26 protein-coding genes are annotated in these 25,107 nt (G+C 46.1%); 6 read left to right on the top strand and 20 right to left on the bottom strand.

Features of this window, described 5'->3' with window-relative positions; genetic code table 11:
• Nucleotides 1–10 precede the first annotated feature (10 nt).
• Together K7I13_RS06095 and K7I13_RS06090 are read right to left on the bottom strand one after the other, a co-directional pair.
• Nucleotides 11–1,723, bottom strand: a complete 1,713-nt coding sequence (locus K7I13_RS06095) for an ATP-binding protein (RefSeq protein ID WP_255948782.1) — start codon at nt 1,721–1,723, stop codon at nt 11–13.
• A 21-nt stretch (nt 1,724–1,744) separates the two neighbouring features.
• The gene (locus K7I13_RS06090; RefSeq protein WP_255948781.1) at nt 1,745–2,908 is read right to left on the bottom strand and encodes an FIST N-terminal domain-containing protein; all 1,164 of its coding nucleotides are present in this window, start codon (nt 2,906–2,908) and stop codon (nt 1,745–1,747) included.
• A 270-nt stretch (nt 2,909–3,178) separates the two neighbouring features.
• Here K7I13_RS06090 and rpmB point away from each other — a divergent pair, with 270 nt between their 5' ends.
• On the top strand, nt 3,179–3,370 hold the full coding sequence (gene rpmB, locus K7I13_RS06085; RefSeq protein WP_255948779.1) for a 50S ribosomal protein L28: 192 nt from the start codon (nt 3,179–3,181) through the stop codon (nt 3,368–3,370).
• 269 nt (nt 3,371–3,639) lie between these two features.
• On the opposite strand, the gene K7I13_RS06080 is transcribed toward rpmB, so the two are convergent.
• Nucleotides 3,640–4,437 (bottom strand): MBL fold metallo-hydrolase, encoded by a 798-nt coding sequence (locus K7I13_RS06080; protein ID WP_255948777.1) that lies wholly within the window; start codon nt 4,435–4,437, stop codon nt 3,640–3,642.
• A gap of 108 nt (nt 4,438–4,545) precedes the next feature.
• On the opposite strand from K7I13_RS06080, the gene K7I13_RS06075 reads away from it, so the two are divergent.
• Nucleotides 4,546–5,175 carry a hypothetical protein gene (locus tag K7I13_RS06075; protein ID WP_255948776.1) on the top strand — a complete coding sequence of 210 codons (630 nt, stop codon included), beginning with the start codon at nt 4,546–4,548 and terminating at the stop codon, nt 5,173–5,175.
• Between the two features lie 9 nt (nt 5,176–5,184).
• On the opposite strand, the gene uvrB is transcribed toward K7I13_RS06075, so the two are convergent.
• The 6 genes from uvrB to K7I13_RS06055 form a co-directional block, all read right to left on the bottom strand.
• Nucleotides 5,185–7,173, bottom strand: a complete 1,989-nt coding sequence (uvrB, locus tag K7I13_RS06070) for an excinuclease ABC subunit UvrB (protein ID WP_255948775.1) — start codon at nt 7,171–7,173, stop codon at nt 5,185–5,187.
• Between the two features lie 19 nt (nt 7,174–7,192).
• Nucleotides 7,193–8,221 (bottom strand): S1C family serine protease, encoded by a 1,029-nt coding sequence (locus tag K7I13_RS06065; protein WP_255948774.1) that lies wholly within the window; start codon nt 8,219–8,221, stop codon nt 7,193–7,195.
• A gap of 834 nt (nt 8,222–9,055) precedes the next feature.
• Nucleotides 9,056–12,709 (bottom strand): WD40/YVTN/BNR-like repeat-containing protein, encoded by a 3,654-nt coding sequence (locus tag K7I13_RS06060; protein WP_255948773.1) that lies wholly within the window; start codon nt 12,707–12,709, stop codon nt 9,056–9,058.
• 121 nt (nt 12,710–12,830) lie between these two features.
• Nucleotides 12,831–12,935 (bottom strand): hypothetical protein, encoded by a 105-nt coding sequence (locus K7I13_RS15870; RefSeq protein ID WP_439647482.1) that lies wholly within the window; start codon nt 12,933–12,935, stop codon nt 12,831–12,833.
• A 79-nt stretch (nt 12,936–13,014) separates the two neighbouring features.
• Nucleotides 13,015–13,179, bottom strand: a complete 165-nt coding sequence (locus K7I13_RS15610) for a helix-turn-helix domain-containing protein (protein ID WP_369413711.1) — start codon at nt 13,177–13,179, stop codon at nt 13,015–13,017.
• Between the two features lie 3 nt (nt 13,180–13,182).
• Nucleotides 13,183–13,332 carry a hypothetical protein gene (locus tag K7I13_RS06055; RefSeq protein WP_255948772.1) on the bottom strand — a complete coding sequence of 50 codons (150 nt, stop codon included), beginning with the start codon at nt 13,330–13,332 and terminating at the stop codon, nt 13,183–13,185.
• Nucleotides 13,333–13,742: 410 nt separating this feature from the next.
• On the opposite strand from K7I13_RS06055, the gene K7I13_RS06050 reads away from it, so the two are divergent.
• The 3 genes from K7I13_RS06050 to K7I13_RS15600 all read left to right on the top strand — a co-directional run bounded on the left by K7I13_RS06050 (nt 13,743) and on the right by K7I13_RS15600 (nt 14,405).
• A complete protein-coding gene (locus K7I13_RS06050; protein ID WP_255948771.1) occupies nt 13,743–13,946 on the top strand; it encodes a helix-turn-helix domain-containing protein in 204 nt (67 codons plus the stop codon).
• Between the two features lie 110 nt (nt 13,947–14,056).
• Nucleotides 14,057–14,221 (top strand): helix-turn-helix domain-containing protein, encoded by a 165-nt coding sequence (locus K7I13_RS15605; RefSeq protein WP_369413710.1) that lies wholly within the window; start codon nt 14,057–14,059, stop codon nt 14,219–14,221.
• A complete protein-coding gene (locus K7I13_RS15600) occupies nt 14,196–14,405 on the top strand; it encodes an excisionase family DNA-binding protein (protein WP_369413709.1) in 210 nt (69 codons plus the stop codon). The genes K7I13_RS15605 and K7I13_RS15600 overlap by 26 nt, the downstream gene beginning before the upstream one ends.
• Here the strand turns inward: K7I13_RS15600 and K7I13_RS06045 are convergent.
• From K7I13_RS06045 to K7I13_RS06015, 7 genes are all read right to left on the bottom strand, one after another.
• Nucleotides 14,394–15,119 (bottom strand): DUF3102 domain-containing protein, encoded by a 726-nt coding sequence (locus tag K7I13_RS06045; protein ID WP_255948770.1) that lies wholly within the window; start codon nt 15,117–15,119, stop codon nt 14,394–14,396. The two genes, K7I13_RS15600 and K7I13_RS06045, sit on opposite strands and share 12 nt — an antisense overlap.
• A gap of 195 nt (nt 15,120–15,314) precedes the next feature.
• Entirely contained in the window at nt 15,315–15,773 is a 459-nt protein-coding gene (locus tag K7I13_RS06040) for a hypothetical protein (RefSeq protein ID WP_255948769.1), read from the bottom strand.
• Entirely contained in the window at nt 15,770–15,985 is a 216-nt protein-coding gene (locus K7I13_RS06035; RefSeq protein ID WP_255948768.1) for a hypothetical protein, read from the bottom strand. The genes K7I13_RS06040 and K7I13_RS06035 overlap by 4 nt, the downstream gene beginning before the upstream one ends.
• Nucleotides 15,986–17,125: 1,140 nt before the next feature.
• Nucleotides 17,126–18,055 (bottom strand): dihydroorotate dehydrogenase, encoded by a 930-nt coding sequence (locus K7I13_RS06030; RefSeq protein ID WP_255948767.1) that lies wholly within the window; start codon nt 18,053–18,055, stop codon nt 17,126–17,128.
• Complete coding sequence (locus K7I13_RS06025; RefSeq protein WP_255948766.1) at nt 18,052–18,969, bottom strand: iron-sulfur cluster-binding protein; 918 nt, start codon at nt 18,967–18,969, stop codon at nt 18,052–18,054. The genes K7I13_RS06030 and K7I13_RS06025 overlap by 4 nt, the downstream gene beginning before the upstream one ends.
• A 5-nt stretch (nt 18,970–18,974) precedes the next feature.
• Nucleotides 18,975–19,913, bottom strand: coding sequence for an orotidine-5'-phosphate decarboxylase (gene pyrF, locus K7I13_RS06020; RefSeq protein ID WP_255948765.1), 939 nt, complete (start codon nt 19,911–19,913; stop codon nt 18,975–18,977).
• 77 nt (nt 19,914–19,990) lie between these two features.
• Entirely contained in the window at nt 19,991–20,509 is a 519-nt protein-coding gene (locus K7I13_RS06015; RefSeq protein ID WP_255948764.1) for a YcxB family protein, read from the bottom strand.
• A gap of 173 nt (nt 20,510–20,682) precedes the next feature.
• On the opposite strand from K7I13_RS06015, the gene K7I13_RS06010 reads away from it, so the two are divergent.
• Nucleotides 20,683–21,324, top strand: a complete 642-nt coding sequence (locus K7I13_RS06010) for a peroxiredoxin (protein WP_255948763.1) — start codon at nt 20,683–20,685, stop codon at nt 21,322–21,324.
• 428 nt (nt 21,325–21,752) lie between these two features.
• Here K7I13_RS06010 and K7I13_RS06005 read toward each other — a convergent pair whose 3' ends face one another.
• The 4 genes from K7I13_RS06005 to K7I13_RS05990 form a co-directional block, all read right to left on the bottom strand.
• Nucleotides 21,753–22,481: an amino acid ABC transporter ATP-binding protein gene (locus K7I13_RS06005; protein WP_255948761.1), complete on the bottom strand. Its 729-nt coding sequence runs from the start codon at nt 22,479–22,481 to the stop codon at nt 21,753–21,755.
• Nucleotides 22,450–23,115, bottom strand: a complete 666-nt coding sequence (locus tag K7I13_RS06000; RefSeq protein ID WP_255948759.1) for an amino acid ABC transporter permease — start codon at nt 23,113–23,115, stop codon at nt 22,450–22,452. Before K7I13_RS06000 ends, K7I13_RS06005 begins: the two co-directional genes overlap by 32 nt.
• Nucleotides 23,115–23,870 (bottom strand): transporter substrate-binding domain-containing protein, encoded by a 756-nt coding sequence (locus K7I13_RS05995; protein WP_255948757.1) that lies wholly within the window; start codon nt 23,868–23,870, stop codon nt 23,115–23,117. The genes K7I13_RS06000 and K7I13_RS05995 overlap by 1 nt, the downstream gene beginning before the upstream one ends.
• A gap of 245 nt (nt 23,871–24,115) precedes the next feature.
• Entirely contained in the window at nt 24,116–25,105 is a 990-nt protein-coding gene (locus tag K7I13_RS05990) for a sugar phosphate isomerase/epimerase family protein (protein ID WP_255948755.1), read from the bottom strand.
• Nucleotides 25,106–25,107: the final 2 nt, after the last annotated feature.

Genomic DNA, 25,107 nt, shown 5'->3' with positions numbered 1-25,107 from the left:
CAGGGAATTGTCAGTCTGCTTCTATAATCAGTTTTTCCGGAAGCCACTTGTACAGACATTGGGCAAGTGATAATAAATCCATCGGCTTTGCGAGAAGATCATCAAAACTGTTTTCCAAAAACATTTTTTCCGCCCCGTTAATAACATTTGCCGTGAGTGCTATGATAGGAACCGTTTTGTAATAATCATTAATCGTGCGTATAAGTTTCGTCGCTTCAATTCCGTCCATTCCCGGCATCATGTGATCCATAAAAATAAGGTCATAGTTATTCTGTCCCGCAAGTTCGATGGAGTCTTTTCCGTTTTGCGCCAGATCGGGCTTGATTCCAAAGGTATTGAGCATTGCTTCGGTAACGGCGAGGTTTATTTCTATGTCATCAACAACAAGGATTTTTGCTTTGGGCGCGGTAAAGACCTTTACTGCCCGCGCGGTGTTTTTTTCAACAGCTTCTTTTGCGGAAATATAGGGTATGGAAACGGAAAATGTTGAGCCGGATCCATATTCGCTTTCAAGCCACAAATCTCCGCCCATAAGTTTGCAGAGTTTATAGCTGATGGCCAGCCCAAGTCCCGTACCCACTACATTTCTGTTTTTCCTCGTATCAAGCTGCTCAAAGGGTTTGAATAATTTCACGGTATCTTCCCTGCGTATCCCTATGCCTGTATCCTGTACGTCAAAACGGAGCATGTCCTCATCTGAAAGCCAGGCAGAAAAAACAACCTTCCCTTCATACGTATATTTTAAGGCATTGGACAGCAGATTGGTAAGAATTTGCCTGAGTCGGTTTTCATCCCCATACGCGGTTTTCGGAATACTGTCGCTGGTATTGAAAATAAGCGTCAGGCCTTTTCCCTTGAACATAATTTCAAACATTGAGTTCAGGCTTTCAAGCAGCGTGGGGAGGTCATAGTCCGAATTGATAATATCAAGTTTCCCCGCTTCTATTTTTGAAAAATCAAGAATATCATTTATTATTGTCAGCAGGGACTGGGAAGAATTCTGTATATCCGAGAGGTATTTGTGCTGGAGCGGATTCAGATCGGTTCGGCTGAGCAGTTCATTCAGTCCGAGAATCGCGTTCATCGGTGTTCTGATTTCATGGGACATAGCCGCAAGAAAGTCCGATTTTGCATTATTTGCGTCTTCCGCCCGCTGTTTTTCCCGCAGAAAATCGGTAAGATCCGAAAATACGGCAAGAACGCCGGACGTGATACCGGCGTCTCCGCCCTTTGCGCTGCCTATACTCGTCAGTTCAATGGAATAATACCGCATATCACCGGTTCCGGTAAAATCTATCCAGTTATTAATGACAGACGTTTCCTTGGCGGAAATAACCGTATTAATCGCAATCTCAAGTTCTTCTGCAACCTCCGGCTGGAGATGTTTGAACATGACTTCCTGATATGTCCGGTTTTTTATGTAGTCAAAATTATGGGTGCCGGTCAATGTCAGAAACATTTTTGTGCTGAGAACAAGGCGTCCGTCATCATCAAGAAGAAGGATAATATTGGGACAGCTTTCCAGGAGTATGTCGGTATACGCCCGCTGTTTTGCATTAGCGATGGATAATACATTGCCCAGAGTAATCTTGGATTCTACGGTTTTTGAAACCTTGTCCAGAAAACTCCTGGTTGTCCTCAGTTCGCGGGAAAGCTGTGAATTTTCATGTTTCAGCCGCTTTATTTCTTCTTCAAGGCTGCTCATATCCTGATTTACAGACACCGGAAATACCTCTCTACCGGTTCAGAAAATGCATAAAATGAAGGCGTTATTATGGAAGCGGTTAACAGCCTTTGATTCGCTTACCTGAGTTGGGCAGATTTCGCCGCCTGAATAGGCCATCATAAAGGGGACTTTTCCGCCCGATTCCCTGTTCAGCAGCTCCATTTCCGCCATCAGATCACTGCCGAGTGACATGCTGCGGGATATACAGGAATAAATAAGCATTCCTGACGCTCCGGGTGATTCGCTGAGGGCCGCGTGGATGGCGTTTCCTGTTGTAAGAAGAACATCGTCCTTGTCAAAAACACCCATATAGAGTGTTGAGCCTATCGGCATTGTTCCTGCGCATATGGCCTGCCGGTTTTCGTTTAGTCCGATAAAAACCTTTGAAACCGGCGGTGTCCCGTCGCCGTAATCAAGCATAAAGGGAAGCGAGGTCATGGCGTAACTTGTTTCGCTCGCCTTTGTCAGCCCCAGGTCCTCGAAATAATCCGCGACAGGCCTTCCGTTCACTTCTTTGAGAATATGTCCTTCGGCGGAGGTCACCAGGGCGGCCCTGTCAAGGATTTTGTTTTCCGATATTGTAGCAATATAAAATTTCGGATCAAGGTTTCCATAGACCAGTATCATTGACATCCGGTCCCGGTAATGCTCCCCGTTAAACAGCATGTAGCAGTCACGGAAATCAGCGGAATCATCAACCGAAAGAGTCCCGAAACAGGGCGCCCCACCCGAAACTTCCGTAAGCACATTGACATATTCATCTCCTGAATTTTCCACCATAAAAGGCGCGAAAGAAAAAACAAGAACGGGTTTTTCGGCGCCTGTTCCGGCGGCTTCTCTGTAACCTTCCCGGATAGCATTCGCCGGATCCGTTTTGAGCGAGGGCGTCATGACGGCCTTGAAGGATATATCATCGCTGGTAAGAACCATCAGCGTAAGGAGCAGGGTCCCGGAATGTTCATTAATAGCCTGCACGGTTGTTATGGTGCCTGCAATATCAAAGGGCAGGCTTTCACATATCGCCTTAAGTACGCCGGAAAATACAAATTCCAGGTGGCAGGTAATAATTCCGACCGTGTTTTTGAGCAGGTTTTTATCCATATCAAGCTGGGCCTGTATTTCAGCTACAGCTTCCTGCACATCGTCAATATTTTCCGTTGAAACAACAAGGGTTCTGACCATGCTTTGCTCCTTCTAACATTTGCAGACTTCCGCTACTTACCTAATATTACTACTTTTTTCCGCCGATTGGAAGAAATTTATTATGCGCTGCTGGTACGATTATATCATTATCCGGGAATAAATACGCGTTTTTTTTCTGAAAACCACGTTTTGTTCTGTCTGCCGTCATGTTTTTTATACTTTACACGGATGCTTTTTTTTGGTATTGTATACTTCCATTAATGTAAAATAATAGGGATTACACAGTCCCTTTCTAAAGGTAGGTAGAATATGTCTCGGAGATGTGAAATTTGCGGTAAAGGGACGGTCAGCGGAAACAAGGTTAGCAAAGCCTATAATCATACCCGGCGTTTGTGGAAACCGAATCTGGTTAAGGTAAAAACCATACTGAACGGTTCAACCGTGACGATAAAAATGTGTACCCGCTGTCTGAGAAGCGGATACGTAGTAAAAAAGGTCTGATATAATACTTTTTCCCGTTTAACAGCCTGATTGTACGTTTTTCCGCGCTGAGATCTTCATTGGGCTTTCTCCGGCGGCGGTACCCGGATAGATAAGGGTTCCGCCGGAAGAGAGGCTGTTCAAAAAAATATTCTGTGAATAAGGCTTCCCCGTCTGTTAATAAAACTGACATTATGGTTCATTTCCTGGAAAAGGGTGTGGAAATGATGCGTTTTTATATGTACGCAGACGTTTTCGGCATATGTCGGGATTAATGCATAAAAGTGTTTTTACTCATGTACCGGTATTATGAGTCCGTCCCAGGCAGGCTCTATTTTTTTCCCCGGCGCGTGGATTTGCAGCCATTCCTGGATGCCGGTATGGGAAAAGTCATGGGTAATGTGGGTAAACCATGCCCGTTCCGGTCCTATTCTTTCTATCTGCTCCAGGGCCTGTGAAAAATTAAAATGTGTTGAATGGGGCCTTTCGCGGATCGCATCTATTATAAGATTTTTTATGCCTCTCAGCTGTGATACCGAAGCATCGGGGATTTCGGAACAGTCGGTTATATATGCCGTGTCTCCGATCCGCCAGCCGGTTATCGGCAAACCGCCGTGAAATACCAATACCGGCAGAACATCAGTCCCGGCTATTTGTATGGCCTGTCCGTGTATGACTTCGCATAATTTCAGATGGGGTTTTCCTCCGCCTTCCTGGCTTTCGCTGAACACATAGGAAAAGCGGTCATGAATATCATTCAGGCAGACCGCGTCGGCATAAATGGGCATATCCGTTTTGTGGGAAAAGATACGGAGGTCGTCAATTCCGTGAATATGATCGGCATGGGAATGCGTGATCAATACCGCGTCCAGACGGCTGATATGCGAACGGAGGGCCTGGATGCGGAATTCCGGCCCTGCATCAATCAGAATAGTTCTGCCGTCCGTATGACGGATTACTGCGCTGGCGCGCATTCTGTTATCCCTGGGGTCCCGCGATGTGCAGACTGCGCAGTCGCAGCCGATTACGGGGACTCCGTGGCTTGTCCCTGATCCTAATATTTCCAGTTCCATTTGAAGTATCAGCATAATTCCGGAAAGCCCGAAGGTCAAGTACGGTTAATACAGGCCGCCGATTCTTCCCGGAAAGACGGTAATCTTGCTTAAATCGGAAATCGGCTGTATGCTGAAATCAGGATGCCTGGTAAAAAAAACGACATTAATCTTATGACAGTCCTTGATTATATTCTCAACCATGCCGGTTTGCGGGAAATTGACGCTCTGGAAGCCGCTGTTGAACGCCGGCGGCGGGACCTGACTGCTTCCAGCGGAATCATATCCCTTGATCCCGCCCGGGCCGCCCGTGAGATGAGCGATGCGGTGCAGCGGTCAATAGACAACAGTATGGACGGTGTGCGGAATACCGTGCGGAATATGATTTCGGATATGCTCCAGAGGGAGGCTCCTGAATTAACCCGGGAGCAGATGGCGGAACTGATGGATGAATGGATGCCGGACGGTGATACCCTGCGGAACGCAATTGTTCCCGGGCAGAATTCGGACAAATATCTGGGCCTGGCCCATAAGGGTCTTATTAACGGTATCCCTTCCGATGCCATGCAGGAAATGGTATACCAGTTTATAGCGTACAGCCTTGGTCAGATGAGCCTGAACGATGAATCCCTGCTGCGCGATTCCATAGGCGACTGGACTTCCGTATACTGGAAAAGTTTTCCCGCCCCAATTCAGTCAGCAATCAGAAAACTGCTCGACGGTGAAATGTCAATGGGCGAATTTGATGTGCTTTTAAGCCGGATACTTGAGTAGCCCCTGTTCTTATTCTCCCATCCGCTTTATTTCCAGGATTTTATCACGGATAACCGCGGCTTCTTCGAACTGAAGCATTTCGGCGTATTCATTCATTTCCTTTTCAAGGGCTTTAATCAGTTTTTTGCGCTCGGCCGGGATAAATAAATTGAAACTGTTAACAAGCACGGAGGATTCCGTTTCCGCGGCTTCTTTTTTCAGTTCATTTTCCCGTACCAGAATATCATTCACTGCCTTTTTAATAGTCGTCGGGGTGATATTATGGGCTGTATTCCATTCTTCCTGGATTTTCCGTCTGCGCGAGGTTTCGTCAATGGCCGTCTGCATGGCGTCGCTCATACGGTCGCAGTACATGACAACCATGCCGTTTTCATTTCTCGCGGCGCGGCCTATAATCTGAATAAGACTGGTCGCCGAACGCAGAAAGCCTATCTTGTCGGCGTCGAGAATACCTATGAAGGAAACTTCGGGCAGATCAATACCTTCACGGAGAAGATTGATTCCCACGAGAATATCAAATTCCCCGCTGCGCAGCCCCTTCAGTATTTCAACCCGCTCAATTGTCTCCACTTCGGAATGAATATATTTTACTTTCAGGCCGAGTCCCGCCAGATAATCGGTCAGGTCTTCGGCCATGCGTTTTGTCAGCGTTAAAATGAGACTGCGCTCGTTTTTCTCTATCCGCTTTTTTACTTCCTGATAAATGTTTTCCATCTGTCCTTCGCTCGGCCTGACTTCTATAAGAGGATCAATAAGTCCCGTCGGGCGGATAACCTGTTCAACAATCTGTGAGGACCGTTTCAGTTCTGTCTCCCGCGGAGTAGCGGAAACGAATATTACCTGATTCAGCATGGATTCGAATTCATTGAGTTTCAGGGGACGGTTATCAAGCGCGCAGGGAAGTCTGAATCCGAAGTCTACAAGATTCTGTTTGCGTGAGCGGTCGCCTTCGTACATTGCACCGATCTGGGGAAATGTTACATGGCTTTCGTCCATGAAAAGAAGGAAATCCCCGGGAAAATAATGAAACAGTGTCGCCGGCGGTTCTCCCGGCAGGCGGTCGGCTATTGGGGCCGAATAGTTTTCAATTCCCGGACAGTAGCCCATTTCCGCGAGCATTTCCATATCATATTCCGTGCGGGTTTTCAGTCTTTCAGCTTCCACGATTTTCCCCTGGCTTTTGAAAAAAGCAAGCTGATCTTCAAGCTGTGTCCGGATTCTTCCGAGCGCGTTGGGAATAGCGTTTTCGGGAAGAACAAAATGTTTGGCGGGATAAATTGAAAGTTCGTCAAATTCCATTATCATATCGCCGGATATAGGATTAAATTTCCTGATCCGCGTTATTTCTTCCCAGTCGAATTCAATGCGGTAGGCTTCTTCCATATAAGCCGGAAAAATTTCCAGAACATCGCCGCGGGAACGGAAGCGTCCGCGTTCAAGAACAGCGTCATTTCTTTCATACTGAAGCGAGATAAGTTTCTTTTTTAACTCGGCAGGATCGACCGACATTCCTTTTTCAATATGGATACGCATGTCCCGGTATGATTCCGGCAGACCGAGCCCGTAAATGCAGGAAACAGTTGAAACAACGATAACATCCCGGCGTTCCATCAGGCTGAATGTTGCTGAAAGCCGCATGCGGTCTATTTCATCGTTTATTGAAGCGTCCTTTTCTATGTACAAATCCCTCGCCGGAACATAGGCTTCGGGCTGATAATAATCGTAATACGAAACAAAGTATTCGACCGCGTTATCCGGAAAAAAGCTTTTGAATTCCCGGTATAATTGCGCTGCCAGCGTTTTATTATGGCTGATTACCAGGGTCGGTTTCTGGACAGACTCGATAATTTTTGCCATGGTAAATGTTTTTCCGGAACCGGTAACACCTTTCAGCGTCTGGAAACGGTCGCCGCGCGCGAGTCCGCCTACCAGACTCTTAATTGCTTCAGGCTGATCTCCGGAAGGTTCGTATTCGGAGATAACTTGAAAAGGTCTCATGCATTATCCTCTCTGCAGATTACTTGGTCCGTTCCGCCAGTGTTACGTTCAGCGTCACCTGCTGCTTGCCCCTCAAGACAATAACAGGGACAACTTCTCCCGGCTTGCGTGATTCGAGCGCCGAATAATAGTCGGTGAGGCTTTCGATATTTTGCCCCGCAATGGAAATAATTATATCCCCTCCCAGGTAAATGACCGAACTGTTCCGGAATGATCCGTATCTTACCGCCTCCGTGCCGCCCTTAAGTCCTGCCTTTTCGGCATTGCTTCCGGGTACGACCCGGGATACCAGCAGTCCCTTATTGGTTGAAAGTTTCGCGTAGTTCGCAATCGAATTATTAAGCTGTACAAGTTCCGCATCAATGGAACCTCTTATGACTTTTCCGTGCTGGATAATTTCCGCGACGACCCGTTTAGCCGTGTTAACCGGGATCGCAAATCCGATTCCCGCGGAGCTCCCCGAAGTTGAATAAATCATGGTGTTTATGCCTATCATTCTTCCCTGCGTATCAAGAAGCGGCCCTCCTGAATTTCCGGGATTGATGGCGGTATCAGTCTGGATCATATCTTTTATTATAGTATTGGCCTCTATTTTTATCGGCCGCCCCAGCGCGGAAACTATTCCTGTTGTCAGGGTGCGGTCCAGCCCGAACGGATTTCCTATGGCCATTACTTTCTGCCCGACTTTCAGCGCGGAGGAATCCCCGAAGGGGATAGTCTTAAGGGCAGTGTTATTCGGCGGATCGAATTTCAGGACCGCTATATCATTTTCCTTATCAACACCTATAACTTTCCCTTCATACTGGCTTCCGTCAGACAGCGATATATATATTTTTACCGCATCGCTGATAACATGGCAGTTTGTTACTACATAGCCCCGGTTGTCAATAATGGACCCTGAACCCGATCCGCCTTCCTGCGGGACCGGTTCAAGAAACCAGTTTATTCCGACTGTTTCCGTCGTGATATTTACAACAGCTTCATTCGCCTGTTCATATACGGTAATATTCTGGATTTCTTCAATGGTATATCCTGAATTATCCAGCACGGGGACAGATACCGGCGTCGAGTTAAAAATAAAAGGCTCGGGTTCACTGCTGCCCTGGTTCCAGGTTTCCGTCTGCCCGGTGTTTGCATTATTGCCGGAGAATTCAAAATATTTGTTTTATCGACTACAAAAAAGACAATGCAAAGAACGGCAACGACTAATGCAATTATGCCAAATACCTGACTTCTGCTGTATAAACGCATAGATTCCTCCGCTTCATTTGTTAAAGTATAGATAATATTTGCCTGTTCGGCAATTCTTCTTTATGGAAATGTTCCTTATTTCAGACGCTTTCCCGTTATATGGCTGAATGCGGTCCTTTCTTTCCCTGGCGGCCGGACATCCATATTCCGGCCGGATTTGGAAATTTCCGCGCCATACCGGATTTCTGTCCTGTGAAAAGGCTGATTCCTGTTTGAAAATTAACGCTCCGGCCATGCAGGGAAAAACGGACAAACAATTATTCAGCCTGTACCGCAGTTATCGTCCCGCTGTTTCCCGGCGCTGGATGTAACGCGCCCCGAAGAATGACAAAAATAATCATGGAGTTTGACAAAAACTGACATTTTTTCCTTGTTATATCATGTTATAGCCTGTAATATCATGCAGAAAAATCATACTTTTTCCTGTTTTTGCATATTGATAAACCGTCTCACGGATTCCCTGCTTACATTCTTTTTCTTTTTAGTTCGTATAAGCGATTCAATTTCAGTTAATGTTTTTCTTTTATTGAAATATAAATCTAAAACATACTGTTCTAACTTATACCGGAATATTTTACATCGCATATCCATATCACGCATCCTCCTTTTTTTCACATGCACAAGTAAACCCTCATAAAACGGTCAACGTTGCCTTCATCCGCATGGTGATATTTGCCGTCGATAGCTGATACCTCCCGCTCCCCCAATAATACATAGCTCCGGATGATGAGTCTGCTATGTTATAGGATATCTTTAGGTATTGGTTATTGTATACACGAGCATGTGCAATTCGTGTATTGCTTCCGGTCTCATTTGCATTCGTTGAAAGATATCCAACCCCGACTAACGCATTAATCGGGTGTATTCTTGTATCTATTCTCAGGTTATCCGGAAGTTTTAACAGGTAATCCCCGCTGCCGGCAGCTCCGGAGGAACTTTGTTTGTAGTTATATACCAGTGATAATTCTTTACCGACCAGGCGTTTCTGTGCGTTACTTTCTACAACACCCCCTTTTGTGGGATTTGTAGTCACAGCTTCTATGACCATATCGAAAGGTACCCATACTCCTGAATAATCGGCAATATTCTGGTATTTTGCTTCATAGGTTATGTAATTATAATCACTTATGCCCTGGCCGGAAAGGAACGCGATCGTCTTTTTGAAAAGCCTGGAACGCGCGACGCAGCTGATTACTCTGGTTACAGAATTTCCCACAACATTTTTATTATAATCCAGCAGGTCAAAGCTGTATGTCCATGACGACCTGGCAAGTATTTCCGTACAAAACACAAAGCCGCTGTCTGTGTATACATTGCTGGTTCCCGCACAATACACGCCGTCATTTCCTGAAAAGAAGATATATGAAAGTCCTGCCCTTGGGGTAACATCTACAAGATCGCTGCCGGTTGTAGTATAAAAACAGCCATCACCGCAGGCAAGCAAAAACTTACCGTCATAAAATTGCGCTGAAAGAATACTTTTATTAATCGTACGCAAATAGGTAAAGTTTTTCCTGTCGGTACATATCCAAATGCGTCCGTCAGCCGCGAAGGCAAGGAAAATTCCGTTACCGCCGCATAAAAACTTTGCAGCATACGCGCCGCCATTATTTCCATTCTGGCTCCAGGTTAAAATAGAATCTGCTGTTGTATAGCCAACCAGAGATGAAGTTGAAAACGCCGCAGGAAGACATACAAAATGTCCACCGTCAAAGGCAACCTTGCCGATAAAAACAGAAGACGGTAGCCCGTATACTTCACTCCAGCTTGCGCCCTCATCTGTAGTAATTCGTAAAAGCCCGGCGCCGGCAAGCGCACAGACAATAGCGCCATCCCCATACGTGATATCAAGTATTGTAAGCGGACTTCCGTTTTTCATAATGGGATTAAAATATACACCATCGTTCGTGTAATGAGCCTGCGAAGTAATTTCACCGCCCCGATACGGGATAAGCATTGTTCCTGTTTCAATATACGCATAGGGATTTAATCCAGTAATGGAAGCTGCAGGATCAGATCCGGGGTTCGACATAAGCTCCTGCCAGTCATATACATTCCCGGCATAAAATCCTCGGGAAGCATATACGCCGCCGGTGACAACAATATTAAAGGCTTCTTTTACGCGTTCGGTTATAAAATGTGTGAGCCATGATTCTATGCTGCCATTTTTTGATACCAGTTCCTTTATGGCAAACTCATAATTTAAGGGATCCTCCTTACGGGGATCGAGGCCCATATAGATAAGCTGATCTCCTGCCTGAGGTACAGAACGGGGGATGGAAGAAACTGTTTTCTGAAAAAGGAACCATTTCCCCAGAAAAATACTTGCGGCCTGTATGTCGGTCTCCGGATTTGCCCGCGATAATTCGAGCGCATCTGCGGCTGAGACCATTGCCTTGTCAGTATCTGTTGTTATCGCCCAGACAGAGCCATTCCACTGGTATAATGATCCGATTGTGTGTCCCGCCCCGGCCCCGGAAGTGCATAGAAAAAAATCATTTGTATTTGCGGTAACCTGCGTTATGGTGTCATTTTTTATAATAGTTACTATGGGATTAGTACCTGCCGTTGCATAGCCGGTATACAGATATTTAGCTGCCGGTGCGCCCTGGGGACCGGTAGCTCCCGTGGCTCCATCGTCACCCTTTGGCCCTGACAGGCGGACAGGACTCCAGGCCGTCAGCCGGTCTTCTCCTTGCCAGCGCGAGGTAATTTGCCAAAGATATTCGCCCTCATTCAATGCGGGCGGTTCTATTGTCCATGCGGCTCCAGGGTTATCTGCGTCAGCGGTGTATGAAGGAGGCGTGGTAAGTGACGTATTCTTTGCGAACAGGACAGACAGCGATTGTCCGTCATTACCATTGTCACCTTTCTCTCCTTTTGAGTCATCGGTCTGTGTTAGTTTGAACCGCGACACATCAACTGCGGCGGCGCGGACAGAAATTGCTTTGTATGTGTAAATCCCGGTAGCGGCGTCAACGGTGGATAAGAGAATCAGTACATCAACAATAAATCCAGACAAACCCATATCAAGGTGCACGAATGTTCCTGGTTCTATTTCTTGGTTATCAGTAGAAAAGGTAATTGAAAAATTTCCCTTTGACACATACCGGTACAGAGTCCGGGCAAGGGCTTCAGCATGGTCGGCGGTATAAATAAACTCGACATCAGAAGAAAAAAGACGGTCTGTCTTACCGCTGCCAGCAGAAACATATCCTATCTCGTTCCGGTAGATTACATCCGCCCGGATTGCGAACTGCCTGAGGCGCGCGTCCACCGTTCCGTTATTGAGAAAACGGACAGACGCCCGCTGGGCCCCGAACTCTGTACGGTTTATAATAAGGCTTCCCTCCCAGTCTTCGACAACATAGTGATTCCGTGTGTACAGCAGCGTAGTATTTTTTGACCGTCGGTAATCAAGTTCACCGTTATATTTCCGTATGGTCTCCGCGTATCCGGAGGCAAAGGACTGATAAACCTGGCCTTCCGTTTCTTCTATGACCGGCGAGGCGTCAAAGGGATAGTATACACCCGGCTGAATTACGACCGGCGTCGGAGCGTTATTTGAATCATAGCCGAAAGACTCAAAATACACCTGTTCGTTTTCTTTCGTCGATAAAGTGTTGTATCCGATTTTTACCGCATCATATTTTTTCTTTGATTTCTTGACCTGAACTTTGCTGAGTATGGTGGAAGCGTCGATAGTGTCCGGGACAGATGGCATCTCTCCAAAGTTAAAGAACTGGCAGCGTCCAAGATTATCGAAACTGAAGGCAATCTGATACTGATAACACAGGGCATCGATAGTCTGTAGATATTGTGTCCCCTCGGCCATTACGAAAACCGGCAGAATGACTGCTGGAATATTATCAGTGACTATCTGTATATGTAGATCGTCACAAAGGGCAGTGAGGATGTCAGTAAGTGCGGTATTTAAGAACACCCGCTCAGATTCGGTATTCACTGAAAACAGTGAGGTGTAGTCCTTTATGGTAAGGGAAATGTCCCCGATTGGATAAGGATTCCCCATATCTTCCCATGATGTGTCCGCACTGATAGTACCGGTAAACTGTATCACGTCATCTTCTTTTACGACCGCGGCAAATTCTTCATGTGAGGTAATCTGTGCAAAAAGGTCTGCGTCATACGGAATCTTTATCGCAACTGAATCTTCGACGTGCTGCAGCGCATCATTGCATGCGGAACGTGTGAGTACACAAGCAGACGGAATAACTGTCACGACGTCTGCCGAAAAATAAAAAGTGATTTCGATTTTTTTTCCCATCTCATTGTCCTTTTAAATCAAGTTTTGTCAGTGTGGTTCTTTTATTGCAATATCATATATGGTCATTTCGGTTGCATCTGGATGCTTTGTTTCCCCATATCAATTTTTTTCTCTTTTGCAGTTATAGATTTGATTGTCTGGAACAAAACTTTTTTATATCCTGTCGGAGTATGCACCATTGACCATCGTCATCTTTGTATGCGTCTATTTTCTTTTTTTGTATCATACGGAATATGGTCATGTAATGAACTGAAAAGAAGTCGGCCACTTCTTGTATAGATAAAATTGCGGGTAACAAATTTATTTTATTTTTTGTAGTGTCGCTCAGCATAATCGCCTACCGATTTAGGGCAAATTCTCCATACTCTACCTATTTTGATTGCTTCAATGTATCCCATGAGTACAAGGTACTGCACTTGGTATGTTTTCAGATGTAAATAGGCTGCCGTTTGTCCAACCGTATAAAACATACTTTACCTCGGCATATCATACAGCCAAATTGTTACCAGGGCTGATTTACATTCATAGGTTTCAGTCATTTCTATTAAATCGCCGGAACGGACTGCGGTGCCCTGTTGGCCGTGTATGCCTTCCTTGCATAATTTAAGAATCTTTGTCAGCACAAAAGCCTCCTGTAATTGTAGTTCTTGAAATAAGCATACACGCTAAAACACAGGTGTTTCTCTGGAAGAGTTAAGAGAGTGAGTACGCGGTCTGATAATGGCGGGTGCGGGTGTATGGTTATTTGCCCCGGAGCGGCACGAGAAGGTGTTCGAAAAGCGTTCGAAAGAAATTATGAATCCCTATTCACGGTGCCGGCAAAAACACCCCCATTTAAGCGAAATTTAAAGGGGTAGAAGCGGCCTTTATGGCCATTGCCGCGTCTTTTCCTGTTTATGCCTAAATCATGCCCTTTTAGGCAAAATTCAAAAATACAGAACACCCGCTTTTTTTTGCCGGCGCCGTATATCAGATGTAGAGTACCAGTATATTCCTCATGTATTCTTATACACATGAACAGGAGGAACATACCGTGTTATTAACTGTTTTTGAAGCCGCAAAAATAATGGGAAAAAAGCCGCGTCATATCCGCTACCTGATTGACATGGGATACCTGGAGGGAATCAAGCCGGGCCGGGCAATGCGCGTTTCAATGGGCGCGATAAGAGAATATTATGCAGCATACGGAGACACGATTCCTGAACAAAAAGAAGCCGCGCCGAAACCCGTCGCGTAACGGCGGTTCCCGTCTCCTCCAGTAAACCGCCAAAGAAGCATGTATCTTTAAGTCATAACGCTATGTGCGGCAGTGGATGTTTCCATCTCCGCATATAATAAGGATACAGTGTGTTTTGTACGGTTGAACAAGCGGCACATTTTTTAGGTCTCGAAAACCATCAGGTGTATTACCTTTTGGCCATGGGATATATTGAAGCTATAAAAATAGGGAATCTCTGGCGTATAGTTCCGGAGTCGGTAACAGACTATGATAAGCGCCGTAACAGTAACTAAAATACAAACCCTCCCTGCAATCGTGTCAACAAAAGAAGCCGCTGATTTCTTTTCTGTACATTACCTGACTATACTTCGCTTGATTATGAGAAAAGAACTTCCCGCGTATAAAGACTGTGACGGGCAGTGGTGCATTTCCCGGCAGGACATAAAAGCCTTTTGTTCAAGGCAATCAAACCTGTGATGTATTATTGCTTAACTGCTTTTCTGCATATTTAGTGCTTAAGCGGGTAATAAACATTTCTATAACTGGTAAAAGGAGTGTTTCTATATAGTCGTCATCCAGCAACGCCATTTTATCAGCGTTGTTTTCAATCTCGGTATAGATGCGGAGATATTCAGCCGCTTCTTCCAGCGAGAAATCAGACATCTCCGGAATACAGATTTTTATCTTTTCAAGCGGGGCGATTGCTTGCAGTTTTGAAATATTCTGACCATATTCATATATCTCTTTTATTAATTCACGGTTGTTATTTGTAATTTCTTCAGAAAGTTTTCTCATTTGTTCATATTCTTGTGCGCGCGTGTCTTCTAATGCGGGAAGCTGTGTTTTTGGTTTTATAACACCAGCTTCTATCATGGCGGCATTAAGATTTTTTGTACTCAAATCGGCAAATTTTGCCGATTTGAAATAACTATACAATGCCATATAACTTCTTGCTGTTCTTTCAGAAAATGGAAATTTTTCTTCCAGCCAGGGCAGGAATCTTCCATGTCCTAATTTTTCTTTTGCAACACACAGGCGTTTCCCTATTTCAAAGGCAAAGACTGCCGTCATTTTTTTTAACCCTTCGTGGCACACAATGATTTCATTTTCTAAGGATTTCCAATCTTTGAAAACATACTCAGGGTTCACTTCGGTTGGTATAAGTTTTTTCAATTTCATCGCATCGTTCATGTCCTGCTCCTTTCGCCTTGACGGCACTGCATAAAAAAAGGGCCGCGCGGTGGATCAGTCACCTTGCGGCCCGGCTTTGTTGCCAAAGCCGTTAAGACGTCTGATCCCCGTCTTAACGGCTCTTGCATTATACTGGTATTTTACCTGATGCAAGTATTACTCTCTCTAGGAGAGTTAATGCCCATTTCTTATCTGTCAATTTTCATAGCATTCAAAAAAGGATTTGTAATTATAGAAAAGCTTATTGAACGATGTCATGTTGTTTTTTATAACCCAAATAACGCAGCCTATTATGTGGATTCTGTTTTCACCGGCACTGTATTCAGGAAGGGTATTTGGACATATTATTTCTGTCCTCTTACCTGCGCCTTCCCGGTATGTGGTTGCGGCGATCCTATTCGTCTCATGGTCAAATTCAAGCTCACTCACATAGACACGCCTGTTATGTGTGTATACATATATATCAAGGCCGCATTCTCCTTCAACCGGTTTATACAGAAGAATGTCTCCCCTGTGTATACCCCATTCCTGCATTGAGTCGTCGGGCATGGTAATTGCTTCAAGTTCGGGGAAGGCTGATAAAACGCAATCCCGAAGACGGTCTGATGATGAGCGCGGCGGTTCAGGGGTATTGATATTGGCTAACTCATTCATCCTTCTACCCTCCTGTTGCCCGTGTAGGGTTTCAGTTCGGCGATGATGTTGTATGTTTCATCGTGGGCAGACCGGATACAGCTTTCAACTTCTCCGATGTGATAGGATAAAAGCGCACGGGCCTTTTGGCGGTCAAGAGGGATTCCGAGAAAAAGTCTGATTGATTGCGCGGGGATGATTCCGGGGCGGAATCCGGTTTGTTTCGATGTCATAGTGACACCTCCTGTAAGTTTGGTGTTTCGGCAAAAAAGAAAAGCCGAACTGTTACCACGCCTTACAGGGCGCCCGGCCCTCACGGGTCCCCGGACAGTTCGGCTATTATTCAATAGTCGGGGTCTTTCAGGTAATCATTAACTGAAAAAAAATCAGCAAGATTATGAAAAGACAAAAAAATCCGCATTTGTGACGGTGCGGGCATCCGCTGTAAGTTTGGTATCTTTATTATCGACGGATACCGGAAAAAAGTCAAGCGGCGGATTAAAATTCTGTGGATTAAAAATTCTTGGTTAACGTGTTAACCTCGTTTTGCGTACTACAAAAAAAACCGGGTTAACACGTTAACCATATTTGATTCTTGGGTGTTTTTATTTATCGTGGTTATAGTTATAACCCTATTTTACAAGCGGTGTAAAAACTGGTTATAACTATAACCACGCATTAGGGGTTGCATGAGTGCTGGTTGTGGTCACAACCTCATTTTGCAACCAGTGCAAAAACTGGTTGTGGTCGTAACCTTATTTTGTAGACAGCATAAAAACTGGTTACGGTCGTAACCCACAAAAAAAAGACTTACTCAAAGTCGATATGATTTATATCTACTTTGTTATTGATGGCAAAGCAGCGCTGTTTAAAATAAAACTGCCCCTCGCGGGAGGGGCCGGGCTCTCCGTACGCAACATTGCTGTCACACACCGAGACACGTATAATAATACTGTTTTTGCATAAAAATTCAAGTGCTACAAAGCCGGTCAAATAAAGGAATATCCATCAGCGTAACATAAAAAACGGCCCTGCTTTCGCGGGGCCCAGCTACCCATGCGTAGTATTTCTACTACACACCGGCAATTATGATTTTACCATTTTTTCCTGTTTCGCCAATGGAAAAAAGCAAAAAAAAGTAAGGTAACAACTTAGGTAACAAAAACCCTTAAAAAGGGCTTAAATTCGGGTAAAAATGGCTGTTTTTCGGGTATTTAAGGGTTTTTCGATTGACATGAGAAAATATTAGATTTTCTTGCTAAATGCTTATATTATAAAGACTTACACGCACTTCCGGGGCTTTCCCCTTTTTGCAATACTTCATGATAAATTACACTGGAGGAAGATAAGGGTAAAATAGCAGCCGGACTCTATTATAGAGCGATGCCCCTCATTGAGGGAATATCCGGATATCGTTTTCTGTCCATAAAAGAGGAAAGTCCGTCTATTATATCGGTCATGGTGTGGGGCCGGGCGAAGGTCGCGGTTCCGACCTGCACCGCGGAAGCCCCGGTCATAATAAATTCAACGGCATCCTGCCAGGTTGAAATTCCCCCGAGTCCGATAACCGGAACAGGTCCGCCCGGCGCGCATTCGGGAACGCCGAGTACAATATCACGGAGAATTCTCAGGGCAATGGGTTTGATCGCTGGCCCTGAAAGGCCCGCGGTAATATTATCAAAAAAAGGTTCTCCCGTTTCAATATTAACGGAAAAGGCCTGAAAGGTATTTACCAGGCTGAGGGCGTCCGCTCCGGCGCTCACGGCAGTCTTTGCGACAGCTACCGGGTCCGGAGCATTCGGAGAAAGTTTAACAATCAGGGGTTTTTCCGGCGCGGCATTTTTTACTGCCGAAATAACAAGGGCCGCCGAGGCCGGGTCCAGCCCCCAGGCCATTCCGCCCGATTTTACATTCGGACAGGATATATTGAGTTCTATCAGGGGTACCCTGGTGCGGGCAAGCAGTTTTGCCCCCTCAACATATGTTTCGATTGTCGAGCCTGAAAGATTCGCAATAATCACGGGGCCGAGCCGGAGCATTTTCTTCAGTTCATGTTTTACAAAATGCGGGATACCGGGATTTTCAAGCCCGATTGAATTAATAAGACCCGAAGCTGTTTCAAGGAGGCGGATGCCGGTGTTCCCCTGTCTGGGTTCCAGCGTCAGTCCCTTTGAGCATATTCCTCCCAGACGGGACACATCAATTATTTTTCCGTACTCGGTCCCGTATCCGAAGGTTCCCGAGGCCGCGATAACCGGATTTGCGAATTCCACACCCGCGATGGTTACTGAAAGATTGCTCACAGAATCACCTCCGCTGCATTAAAAACAGGGCCATCCACACAGCAGCGCCGGTTGCCGTGTATGGTTTTTACTGTACATCCGAGACAGGCGCCGGCCCCGCAGGCCATACGCTGTTCAAGGCTCAAAAAGGCAAATGGTTTATGACCGGGACAGCAGTTCTGAATGTATTTAAGCATGGGAACCGGGCCGCAGGCGTAGACCAGGTCATATTTTGACGGATCAAAAATATCGGAAAGAATTCCGCGCGTTCCCGCCGAACCGTCCTCGGTAGTTATATAGAGATTTTTTGCCCGGTTCGCTATATCTTCAATTCCATAAGGATCGGAACGGAAGCAGGCGTAAAAATCAAACGAGGAAGGAGGCAATGTCTGGGCGAAACCGGCTACCGGCGCGATGCCTATGCCTCCGCCTGCGATCGCTATACGGAGCGGGCCTGTTTCACCGGCCTGCATTGTCTCAAGCAGATAGGAGATCGCCGATGCAAGCAATCCGTCATTTTTACCGGCGACAAGTTCTTTTTTTCTTTCCTCGGAAAAAAGCTCGTCAGGCTGCATAAAGTGGTTGCCGACCGGCCCCAGAATATCAACATGGTCGCCTTTCCGGAGAGAGCAGAGTTCTTCGGTGCCGGCGCCTTTTTTAAGTATCAAAAAAGTCAGTGTGGTTTTATCGGATTTGAAAATGCTTATCGGCCGCCCGAGAAGGACTCCGGAGGGCCTGGCCCTGAGCATAAAAAACTGTCCCGGACACGGAGCAGGAATGGAAACTGTCTTCTCCGCAGGGCCGGTCTCAGGCCCTGTTTCATATGCCGTTATTTTCCGCTCAATTACGAGTTCGAAAACCGACTGTTCGATTTCCCTGTTTGCCCGTACGCGCGCCGAACAGGCTATCCGGGGGATGGAGGAAGGACACTTCATTTCTTTCAGCCTCCTGCAAGTGTTTTTTTCGCGCCGGTCAGTTCCGCCTTTGAGTTAAAGGCCGCCCTGGCGGCTGATTCGACTATATCATCAAGTGTAAGGGAATTGGATGTCATCTTCAGCGAGAGTGAAGGGTCCTTTTGCCAGGCGCATAGAATACCTCTTGAAGAGTTGACCGTGCCGCCTGCGCGGCCGAGAAGCAGTGCCGCGATCCGCGCCACACCTCCCTGTGACCCGTAACCGGGTATCAGAAAGAAGAGATTGGGATACCGACTGCGGATAGCTTCAGCTTCTTCTTCGTCGGTACAGCCTACAACAACGCCGACAGGTGAGCAGTCTTTCGCTAAATATTGTCCGAACCGGCCCGAAATGTTTTCAATGCCGCTGCCGACTACGTCCAGCACCCGCACCTCCCTGCTGTGTTCCGGATCGAGCCGGAGCCATTCAATATCTTTCATTCCGGGATTTGAAGTTTTGAGGAGCACAAAAATACCCTTGCCTGTCTGTCCTACAAATTCAAGGAAGGGCGCAAGGGTGTCAAAGCCCATATAGGGATTCAGCGTAATAATATCAGCCTCAAAGTCGCCTGAAAAATGGGCCCGGGCATAGGCCTTTGCCGTGTCCGCTATATCGCCCCGTTTTATATCGGCAATAACGGGAATCCCGGCCGAGCGGACGGTTTTCAGCGTTTCCGAATATACGGAAAGTCCTTCAATACCCATTGCCTCATAATAGGCAATCTGTACTTTGAAGCAGGCCGCGTGCCGGGCTGTTTCTGATATAAGAGCTCTGTTATAGGCAAGCACAGCCTGCGCGGGTGAATCATGCAGGCGGAGAATTTCGGGCGGAATATAGGAAGGATCAGTATCCAGTCCTATACACAGGGGCCCCTTTTCGCTGCACAGCGCCTGCAGGCGCGTCATTTCATAAGCTTTTTTATCCATATCTTTAATTCTAGCATGAAATTAAAACGGAATCCAGCGGAGCGGAAACATTTTTACCCTTTCGCCTGCTCCGGGCCTTACATATAATTAATCCTGATGAAGTTTTTCACTTCATCAAAGATTGCTTCATCAGCAAAATAGCTCTGTTTCAGGATATGCGCCATATTTTCCGCGATAAAAATATACACAACATCCTTATCAAAAAGGATGCGGTAAATTTTATCTTTCGTTAATTTTTCGGCGCTGCTTTCGGAAGAAATACGGATTTCATTTTCAGTTATTACATATTCCACTTTTTCAGTAAAAAATTTATTTGATTCATATGTTTTCCTGTATGTCTTTTTCTGGAAAAAAAGGAGTATAAAAATAATACCGACAGCGAGAAACAGTCCCCAGCCGATAAGGCTTATTCTCTGCGCTGAATATGCCGGCAGAAAATAAAATGAGCAGACGGTTATGATTGATAAAGCGGCCGCGCATATGATATACCAGCGCATATTTTTTCTGAGCAGAAATTCGGAAAGATACTTTCTGATAAACCGGATATAATCCTCGAAGGTTATAAAACCTGAACCTCTGTATTCTGTTTCTTCCATGGGTACCACAGTACAATTCTTTATATAGCTTATGCAAGTTACCAGAAGCAATACGTTGTTTTTTTTATTTCCCGCGGATAAAATTTGTTTTTTTTGTTTAATTTGGTTAACTTATATTCTGGTACAGTTTATCCGGAAATGTTCCGGTATATAAAAATACAGAGGAGGAAAATATGGAAGAAATGAATATGCCCCTGCTGGGCGATATGTTTCCCGAGATTGAGGTAAAGACTACCCAGGGGCCCATGAAGCTGCCCCAGGATATGAAGGGAAGCTGGTTTATCCTTTTCAGCCATCCTGCGGATTTTACACCGGTATGTACAACTGAATTTGCCGGCTTCCAGAAGCTCATGCCCGAATTCGACAAAATAGGCGTCAAGCTGATCGGAATGTCCATTGATCAGATAACCAGCCATATCAAATGGATTGAGTGGATAAAAGAAAACCTTGATATTGATATAACCTTTCCGGTAATCGCGGCGAACGATGCCCTCGCAATGAAACTGGGTATGCTGCATCCGGGCAAGGGGACCAATACAGTCCGCGCCGTTTTTATTGTTGATCCGGCGGGAAAGCTCCGGCTTACGCTGTATTATCCGCAGGAGATCGGGCGCAATATGCAGGAAATACTCCGCGCGGTAACCGCCCTCCAGATTTCCGACAGGGAAGGCGTAGCCATGCCGGCAAACTGGCCGAGCAATGACCTTATCGGCGAAAAGGTTATTATTCCGCCTCCGGGAACAGTCAAGGGCGCTGAAGAATTCAAGAAAAAATATGAAGGCTACGACTGGTGGTTCAGCTATAAATCACTATAAGCAGTTTTTTCATGCGTTGCTCCTTACGGCCTTTCGGAAAACTTCCGTGGAAGTTTTCCGGGAGGTTTTTTTGTGCGGACATATGTGAAGCGTTAGCGCCTCGGGGCTTTACACATACTGATGTGTAAGTTTTTCCGCATAAGATATTCATAAAACCGGAAACGGTATATTTCTGATTTTTTACACAATAGTATGTGTAAAAATCCGGGTGGAAATATATGTAAAAACAGCGCCGGAAAATTTCTGTTTTTTCTTACACATTACTATGTGTAAGAAAAAAATATATTCCGCCTTTCTTCCGGATATATTAATGTATAATATAAAATGCGGCAGGAGGGCAGACTGTTTACACATAGCAATGTGTAAACGGTTATATAAGATATGCCGCCGCCGGCCGCGGGGTATCTGAATTAATTGCAAAAAAAACCTTACAGTATTTTATTCAGAAAGTCGATGGTTCGCTGGTTTTGGGGCGACTGGAAGAGCTGATCGGGAGGGCCTTCCTCGATTATTTTTCCCTCATCCATAAAAATGACCCTGTCGGAGACTTCCCGGGCAAAACCCATTTCGTGGGTAACTATTATCATGGTCATCCCTCCGGCTGCGAGCTGCTGGATAACCGACAAAACCTCTCCGACCATTTCCGGATCGAGAGCGCTGGTCGGTTCATCAAAAAGCATGAGGTCGGGATCCATTGCCAGGGCCCGGGCTATGGCGACACGCTGCTGCTGTCCGCCTGAAAGATTATCGGGATATTCATTTGCCTTGTCTGATAGTCCGACCCGGTCGAGCAGTTCCATAGCCTTTTTTTCGGCCTGGTCCTTTGTCAGTTTTTTTCTGTCGACAGGGGCCATCATGATATTTTTCTTTACCGTTAAATGGGGAAACAAATTGAACTGCTGAAAAACCATTCCGATGTTTTCCCTCAGCTTATTGATATTGGCATGACTCGCCGTTATTTCATGTCCGTCAACAATGATACAGCCTGCGCTCGCCCGCTCCAGGGCGTTTATGCAGCGGAGAAGGGTACTCTTGCCTGATCCGGACGGCCCTATAATGCAGAGGACTTCTCCGGTTTCGACAGTAAGATCAACTCCGAGCAATACTTCCAGCGCCCCGAAATCCTTACGAAGCTGCCTTACTTCGACTTTTGCCATAAGTGAGTCCTTTCTCGATCCGTTTTGACAGCACGGACAGAATTTTTATAATTACCAGATACATGAGGGCGACCATTGCCCAGACCTTGAATGATTCGAAATTTACCGCAATTATCAGCTTGCCTGTCTGGGTCAGTTCCCTGATTCCGATAACCGAAAGAATGGAAGTATCCTTGAGCGTGATAATAAACTGGTTTACCAGCGAGGGAATAATAATCCGGACCGCCTGCGGCAAAACCACTTTTATCATTGCCCTGCCGTAAGGCAGCCCCAGACTTCGTGCCGCTTCCATTTGTCCTGAGCTGACCGCGTTAATACCTCCCCTGAAAATTTCCGCCATGTACGCGCCGGCGTTAAGGCTGAGCGTAATAATACCGGCCATGTCAGGTGAAAAACGTATGCCCAGAGCCTGGGGAATACCAAAATAAATAAAGAAGGCCTGAACAAGGAGAGGGGTTCCGCGGATTATATCAAGATATGCGTTTGAAATTATTTTCAGAACCCTGTTTCTTGAAATATTCATGAAACAGAATATCAATCCAAGTATGGTCGCAAAGAAAAGCGATATAAGTGTCAGGCGGATGGTAACGCCGAGGCTCTGGACGAGCCTCAGCAGGATATCAACTGTTCCCATCAGTTCGTTTTTATGTATGTATCCAGAATTTCCTGATATTTTCCGTTTGCCCTCAGGTTGGCCAGCCCCGCGTTGAATTTGCTCAGCAATTCCCCGTTAAGGCCCTTGTTTACCGCGAAGCCGTAGGAGGACCCCCTTTCCCTTTCCGTCACAATCTTGAGGCCTATTCCCTGGGATACCGCGTACCCGAGAACCGGGTAGTCTTCAAAACAGGCCGCCGAACTTCCGCGCTTTACTTCCTCATACATATTGGCCGAATCCTCAAAGTAGATTACGGTGAAACCATAGGTGTTCATTATGGACTCCGCAAACATGGCTCCCTCGGTGCCTGTTTTTAAGGCGACTTTTTTTCCGCTGAGGTCGGAATAGCTTTTTATGTCATTGTTTGATTCCGCTATTCCCATAACAACACCGGAATCAAAATAGGGATCTGAAAAATCGAATTTTTTCTTTCGTTCCTCTGTGATACTCATTCCCGCGATAACGCCGTCGGACTGGCGGGATTCGAGCGACTGGACTGCGGCATTGAACCCAAGTACCTGTATCTGATATGTAAATCCCTGGTCTTCGGCTATGGCCGCAAGAAGGTCCATGTCTATGCCGACAAAATTACCCTTGCTGTCTTCAAATTCAAACGGCGCAAAGGTTGTATCCGTTGCTATAAGATATTCTGTTTTTTTCTTTTCCGCGCAGCCGGAAAAAACCAGTACGCCCGCCACGAGCAGACATACAATTGTTTTGTGCATAGCTTTCATTTTTGCTCCTCCGAGAATAGTATAGCTAAAAAAAGTTTATATCTCTATTATATAGGTATTCCCGGAAATTGTGGTAAAAAATTTAGCAATTCGGAGAGTTATTTCCGTAATTTCAGCCGGCGGAGGCCGGAACCGGATTAATCAGTGCGGCTTTTCGTATGAATTTATTTTATTGCGCTGGTCCGGTTTCGGAATTGTTCTTTACGGAAACCGGACCAGTCAGCCCTGAACAGGCGTTTCTCTGGTCAGTTATTCTTCAGCGCGCTGTCAAAGGCAATGGCGGAGGCAGAAAAGTTCATCTTTTTCACATATTCGCAGCTTTCCGTCGCTCCGAATTCCCTGTCCATGCCCGAGTCCTCCCATTCAACCGAGAGGGGGCCAGTATAACCGGCCTGATTGAGTTCCCTGATGATGCCGTCAAAATCGGTATCGCCATGACCGATGGAAACAAAATTCCATGCGCGGCGGGTATCCCCGAAAGGAAGAAATGAACCCAGTATGCCAGCCCTGTCATTTTTGAACAGTTTTACGTCCTTCATGTGGACATGATAAATTCTGTCCGCGAAATCCCTCACAAAGCCGACTTCATCAACTCCCTGCCATACCAGATGGCTCGGATCAAAGTTGAGCCCGAGCGCCGGGCGGTAATCAAAAAGGTTGAGGAGGCGCTCTGTTGTGTAATAATCGAAAGCAATTTCCGAAGGGTGTATTTCCAGGGCAAAACGTATGCCGCATTCATCGAAGACATCCAGTATGGGCGTCCACAGGTCATAGATAAGTTTAAAGCCCGCTGTAATCATTTCTTCCGAAGTCTGCGGATAGGAATACCATCGCGCCCAGATCGGAGAGCCGGTAAAGCCGTTCACTATCTTTACTCCGAATTTCCGGGCGGCCCGGGCTGTCGCTTTCATCTCTTCTATTGCCCACGCCCGGATTTCGTCAGGTTTACCGGCCAGCCGGGCCGGCGCGAAATTATCGAGACGCTCATCCCAGAGATCTCCCACGCACTGACCTGTTAAATGGGCGCTGATAGCCACGCAGGCAAGGTTATACTTTTCCAGAGTGGCGCGGATTTGGGGAATATATGAGTCATCCTCAAGGGCTTTTGTAACATTGAAGTGCGCGTGCGTGGCGAGCTCAAGTCCGTCGTATCCCATCTTTGCCGCCAGTTTGCACAGGTCTTCCAGACCAAGATCACCGAATTGCCCGGAGGCAAGTGTTATAAGCCTTCCCATAA

It is taken from the genome of Brucepastera parasyntrophica, assembly GCF_022376835.1.
GTDB classification, from domain to species: Bacteria; Spirochaetota; Spirochaetia; order Treponematales; family Treponemataceae; genus Brucepastera; species Brucepastera parasyntrophica.
Note: the sequence above shows the minus strand (reverse complement) of the source record. Positions and strands in the feature narration are given on the sequence as shown.

Excerpts from the sequence above, each read along its gene's own strand:
- K7I13_RS06060 (WP_255948773.1), bottom strand. The coding sequence starts at position 12,709 with ATGGGAAAAAAAATCGAAATCACTTTTTATTTTTCGGCAGACGTCGTG.
- K7I13_RS06015 (WP_255948764.1), bottom strand. The coding sequence starts at position 20,509 with ATGGAAGAAACAGAATACAGAGGTTCAGGTTTTATAACCTTCGAGGAT.
- K7I13_RS05995 (WP_255948757.1), bottom strand. The coding sequence starts at position 23,870 with ATGAAAGCTATGCACAAAACAATTGTATGTCTGCTCGTGGCGGGCGTA.
- K7I13_RS05990 (WP_255948755.1), bottom strand. The coding sequence starts at position 25,105 with ATGGGAAGGCTTATAACACTTGCCTCCGGGCAATTCGGTGATCTTGGT.
- K7I13_RS06075 (WP_255948776.1), top strand. The coding sequence starts at position 4,546 with ATGCCTGGTAAAAAAAACGACATTAATCTTATGACAGTCCTTGATTAT.
- K7I13_RS15610 (WP_369413711.1), bottom strand. The coding sequence starts at position 13,179 with ATGTTTTATACGGTTGGACAAACGGCAGCCTATTTACATCTGAAAACA.
- K7I13_RS06035 (WP_255948768.1), bottom strand. The coding sequence starts at position 15,985 with ATGACATCGAAACAAACCGGATTCCGCCCCGGAATCATCCCCGCGCAA.
- pyrF (WP_255948765.1), bottom strand. The coding sequence starts at position 19,913 with ATGGATAAAAAAGCTTATGAAATGACGCGCCTGCAGGCGCTGTGCAGC.
- K7I13_RS06080 (WP_255948777.1), bottom strand. The coding sequence starts at position 4,437 with ATGCTGATACTTCAAATGGAACTGGAAATATTAGGATCAGGGACAAGC.
- K7I13_RS06045 (WP_255948770.1), bottom strand. The coding sequence starts at position 15,119 with ATGAACGATGCGATGAAATTGAAAAAACTTATACCAACCGAAGTGAAC.
- K7I13_RS15600 (WP_369413709.1), top strand. The coding sequence starts at position 14,196 with ATGATAAGCGCCGTAACAGTAACTAAAATACAAACCCTCCCTGCAATC.
- K7I13_RS06000 (WP_255948759.1), bottom strand. The coding sequence starts at position 23,115 with ATGGGAACAGTTGATATCCTGCTGAGGCTCGTCCAGAGCCTCGGCGTT.
- K7I13_RS06040 (WP_255948769.1), bottom strand. The coding sequence starts at position 15,773 with ATGAATGAGTTAGCCAATATCAATACCCCTGAACCGCCGCGCTCATCA.
- K7I13_RS06025 (WP_255948766.1), bottom strand. The coding sequence starts at position 18,969 with ATGAAGTGTCCTTCCTCCATCCCCCGGATAGCCTGTTCGGCGCGCGTA.
- K7I13_RS06090 (WP_255948781.1), bottom strand. The coding sequence starts at position 2,908 with ATGGTCAGAACCCTTGTTGTTTCAACGGAAAATATTGACGATGTGCAG.
- K7I13_RS15870 (WP_439647482.1), bottom strand. The coding sequence starts at position 12,935 with ATGATACAAAAAAAGAAAATAGACGCATACAAAGATGACGATGGTCAA.
- K7I13_RS06005 (WP_255948761.1), bottom strand. The coding sequence starts at position 22,481 with ATGGCAAAAGTCGAAGTAAGGCAGCTTCGTAAGGATTTCGGGGCGCTG.
- K7I13_RS06010 (WP_255948763.1), top strand. The coding sequence starts at position 20,683 with ATGGAAGAAATGAATATGCCCCTGCTGGGCGATATGTTTCCCGAGATT.
- rpmB (WP_255948779.1), top strand. The coding sequence starts at position 3,179 with ATGTCTCGGAGATGTGAAATTTGCGGTAAAGGGACGGTCAGCGGAAAC.
- uvrB (WP_255948775.1), bottom strand. The coding sequence starts at position 7,173 with ATGAGACCTTTTCAAGTTATCTCCGAATACGAACCTTCCGGAGATCAG.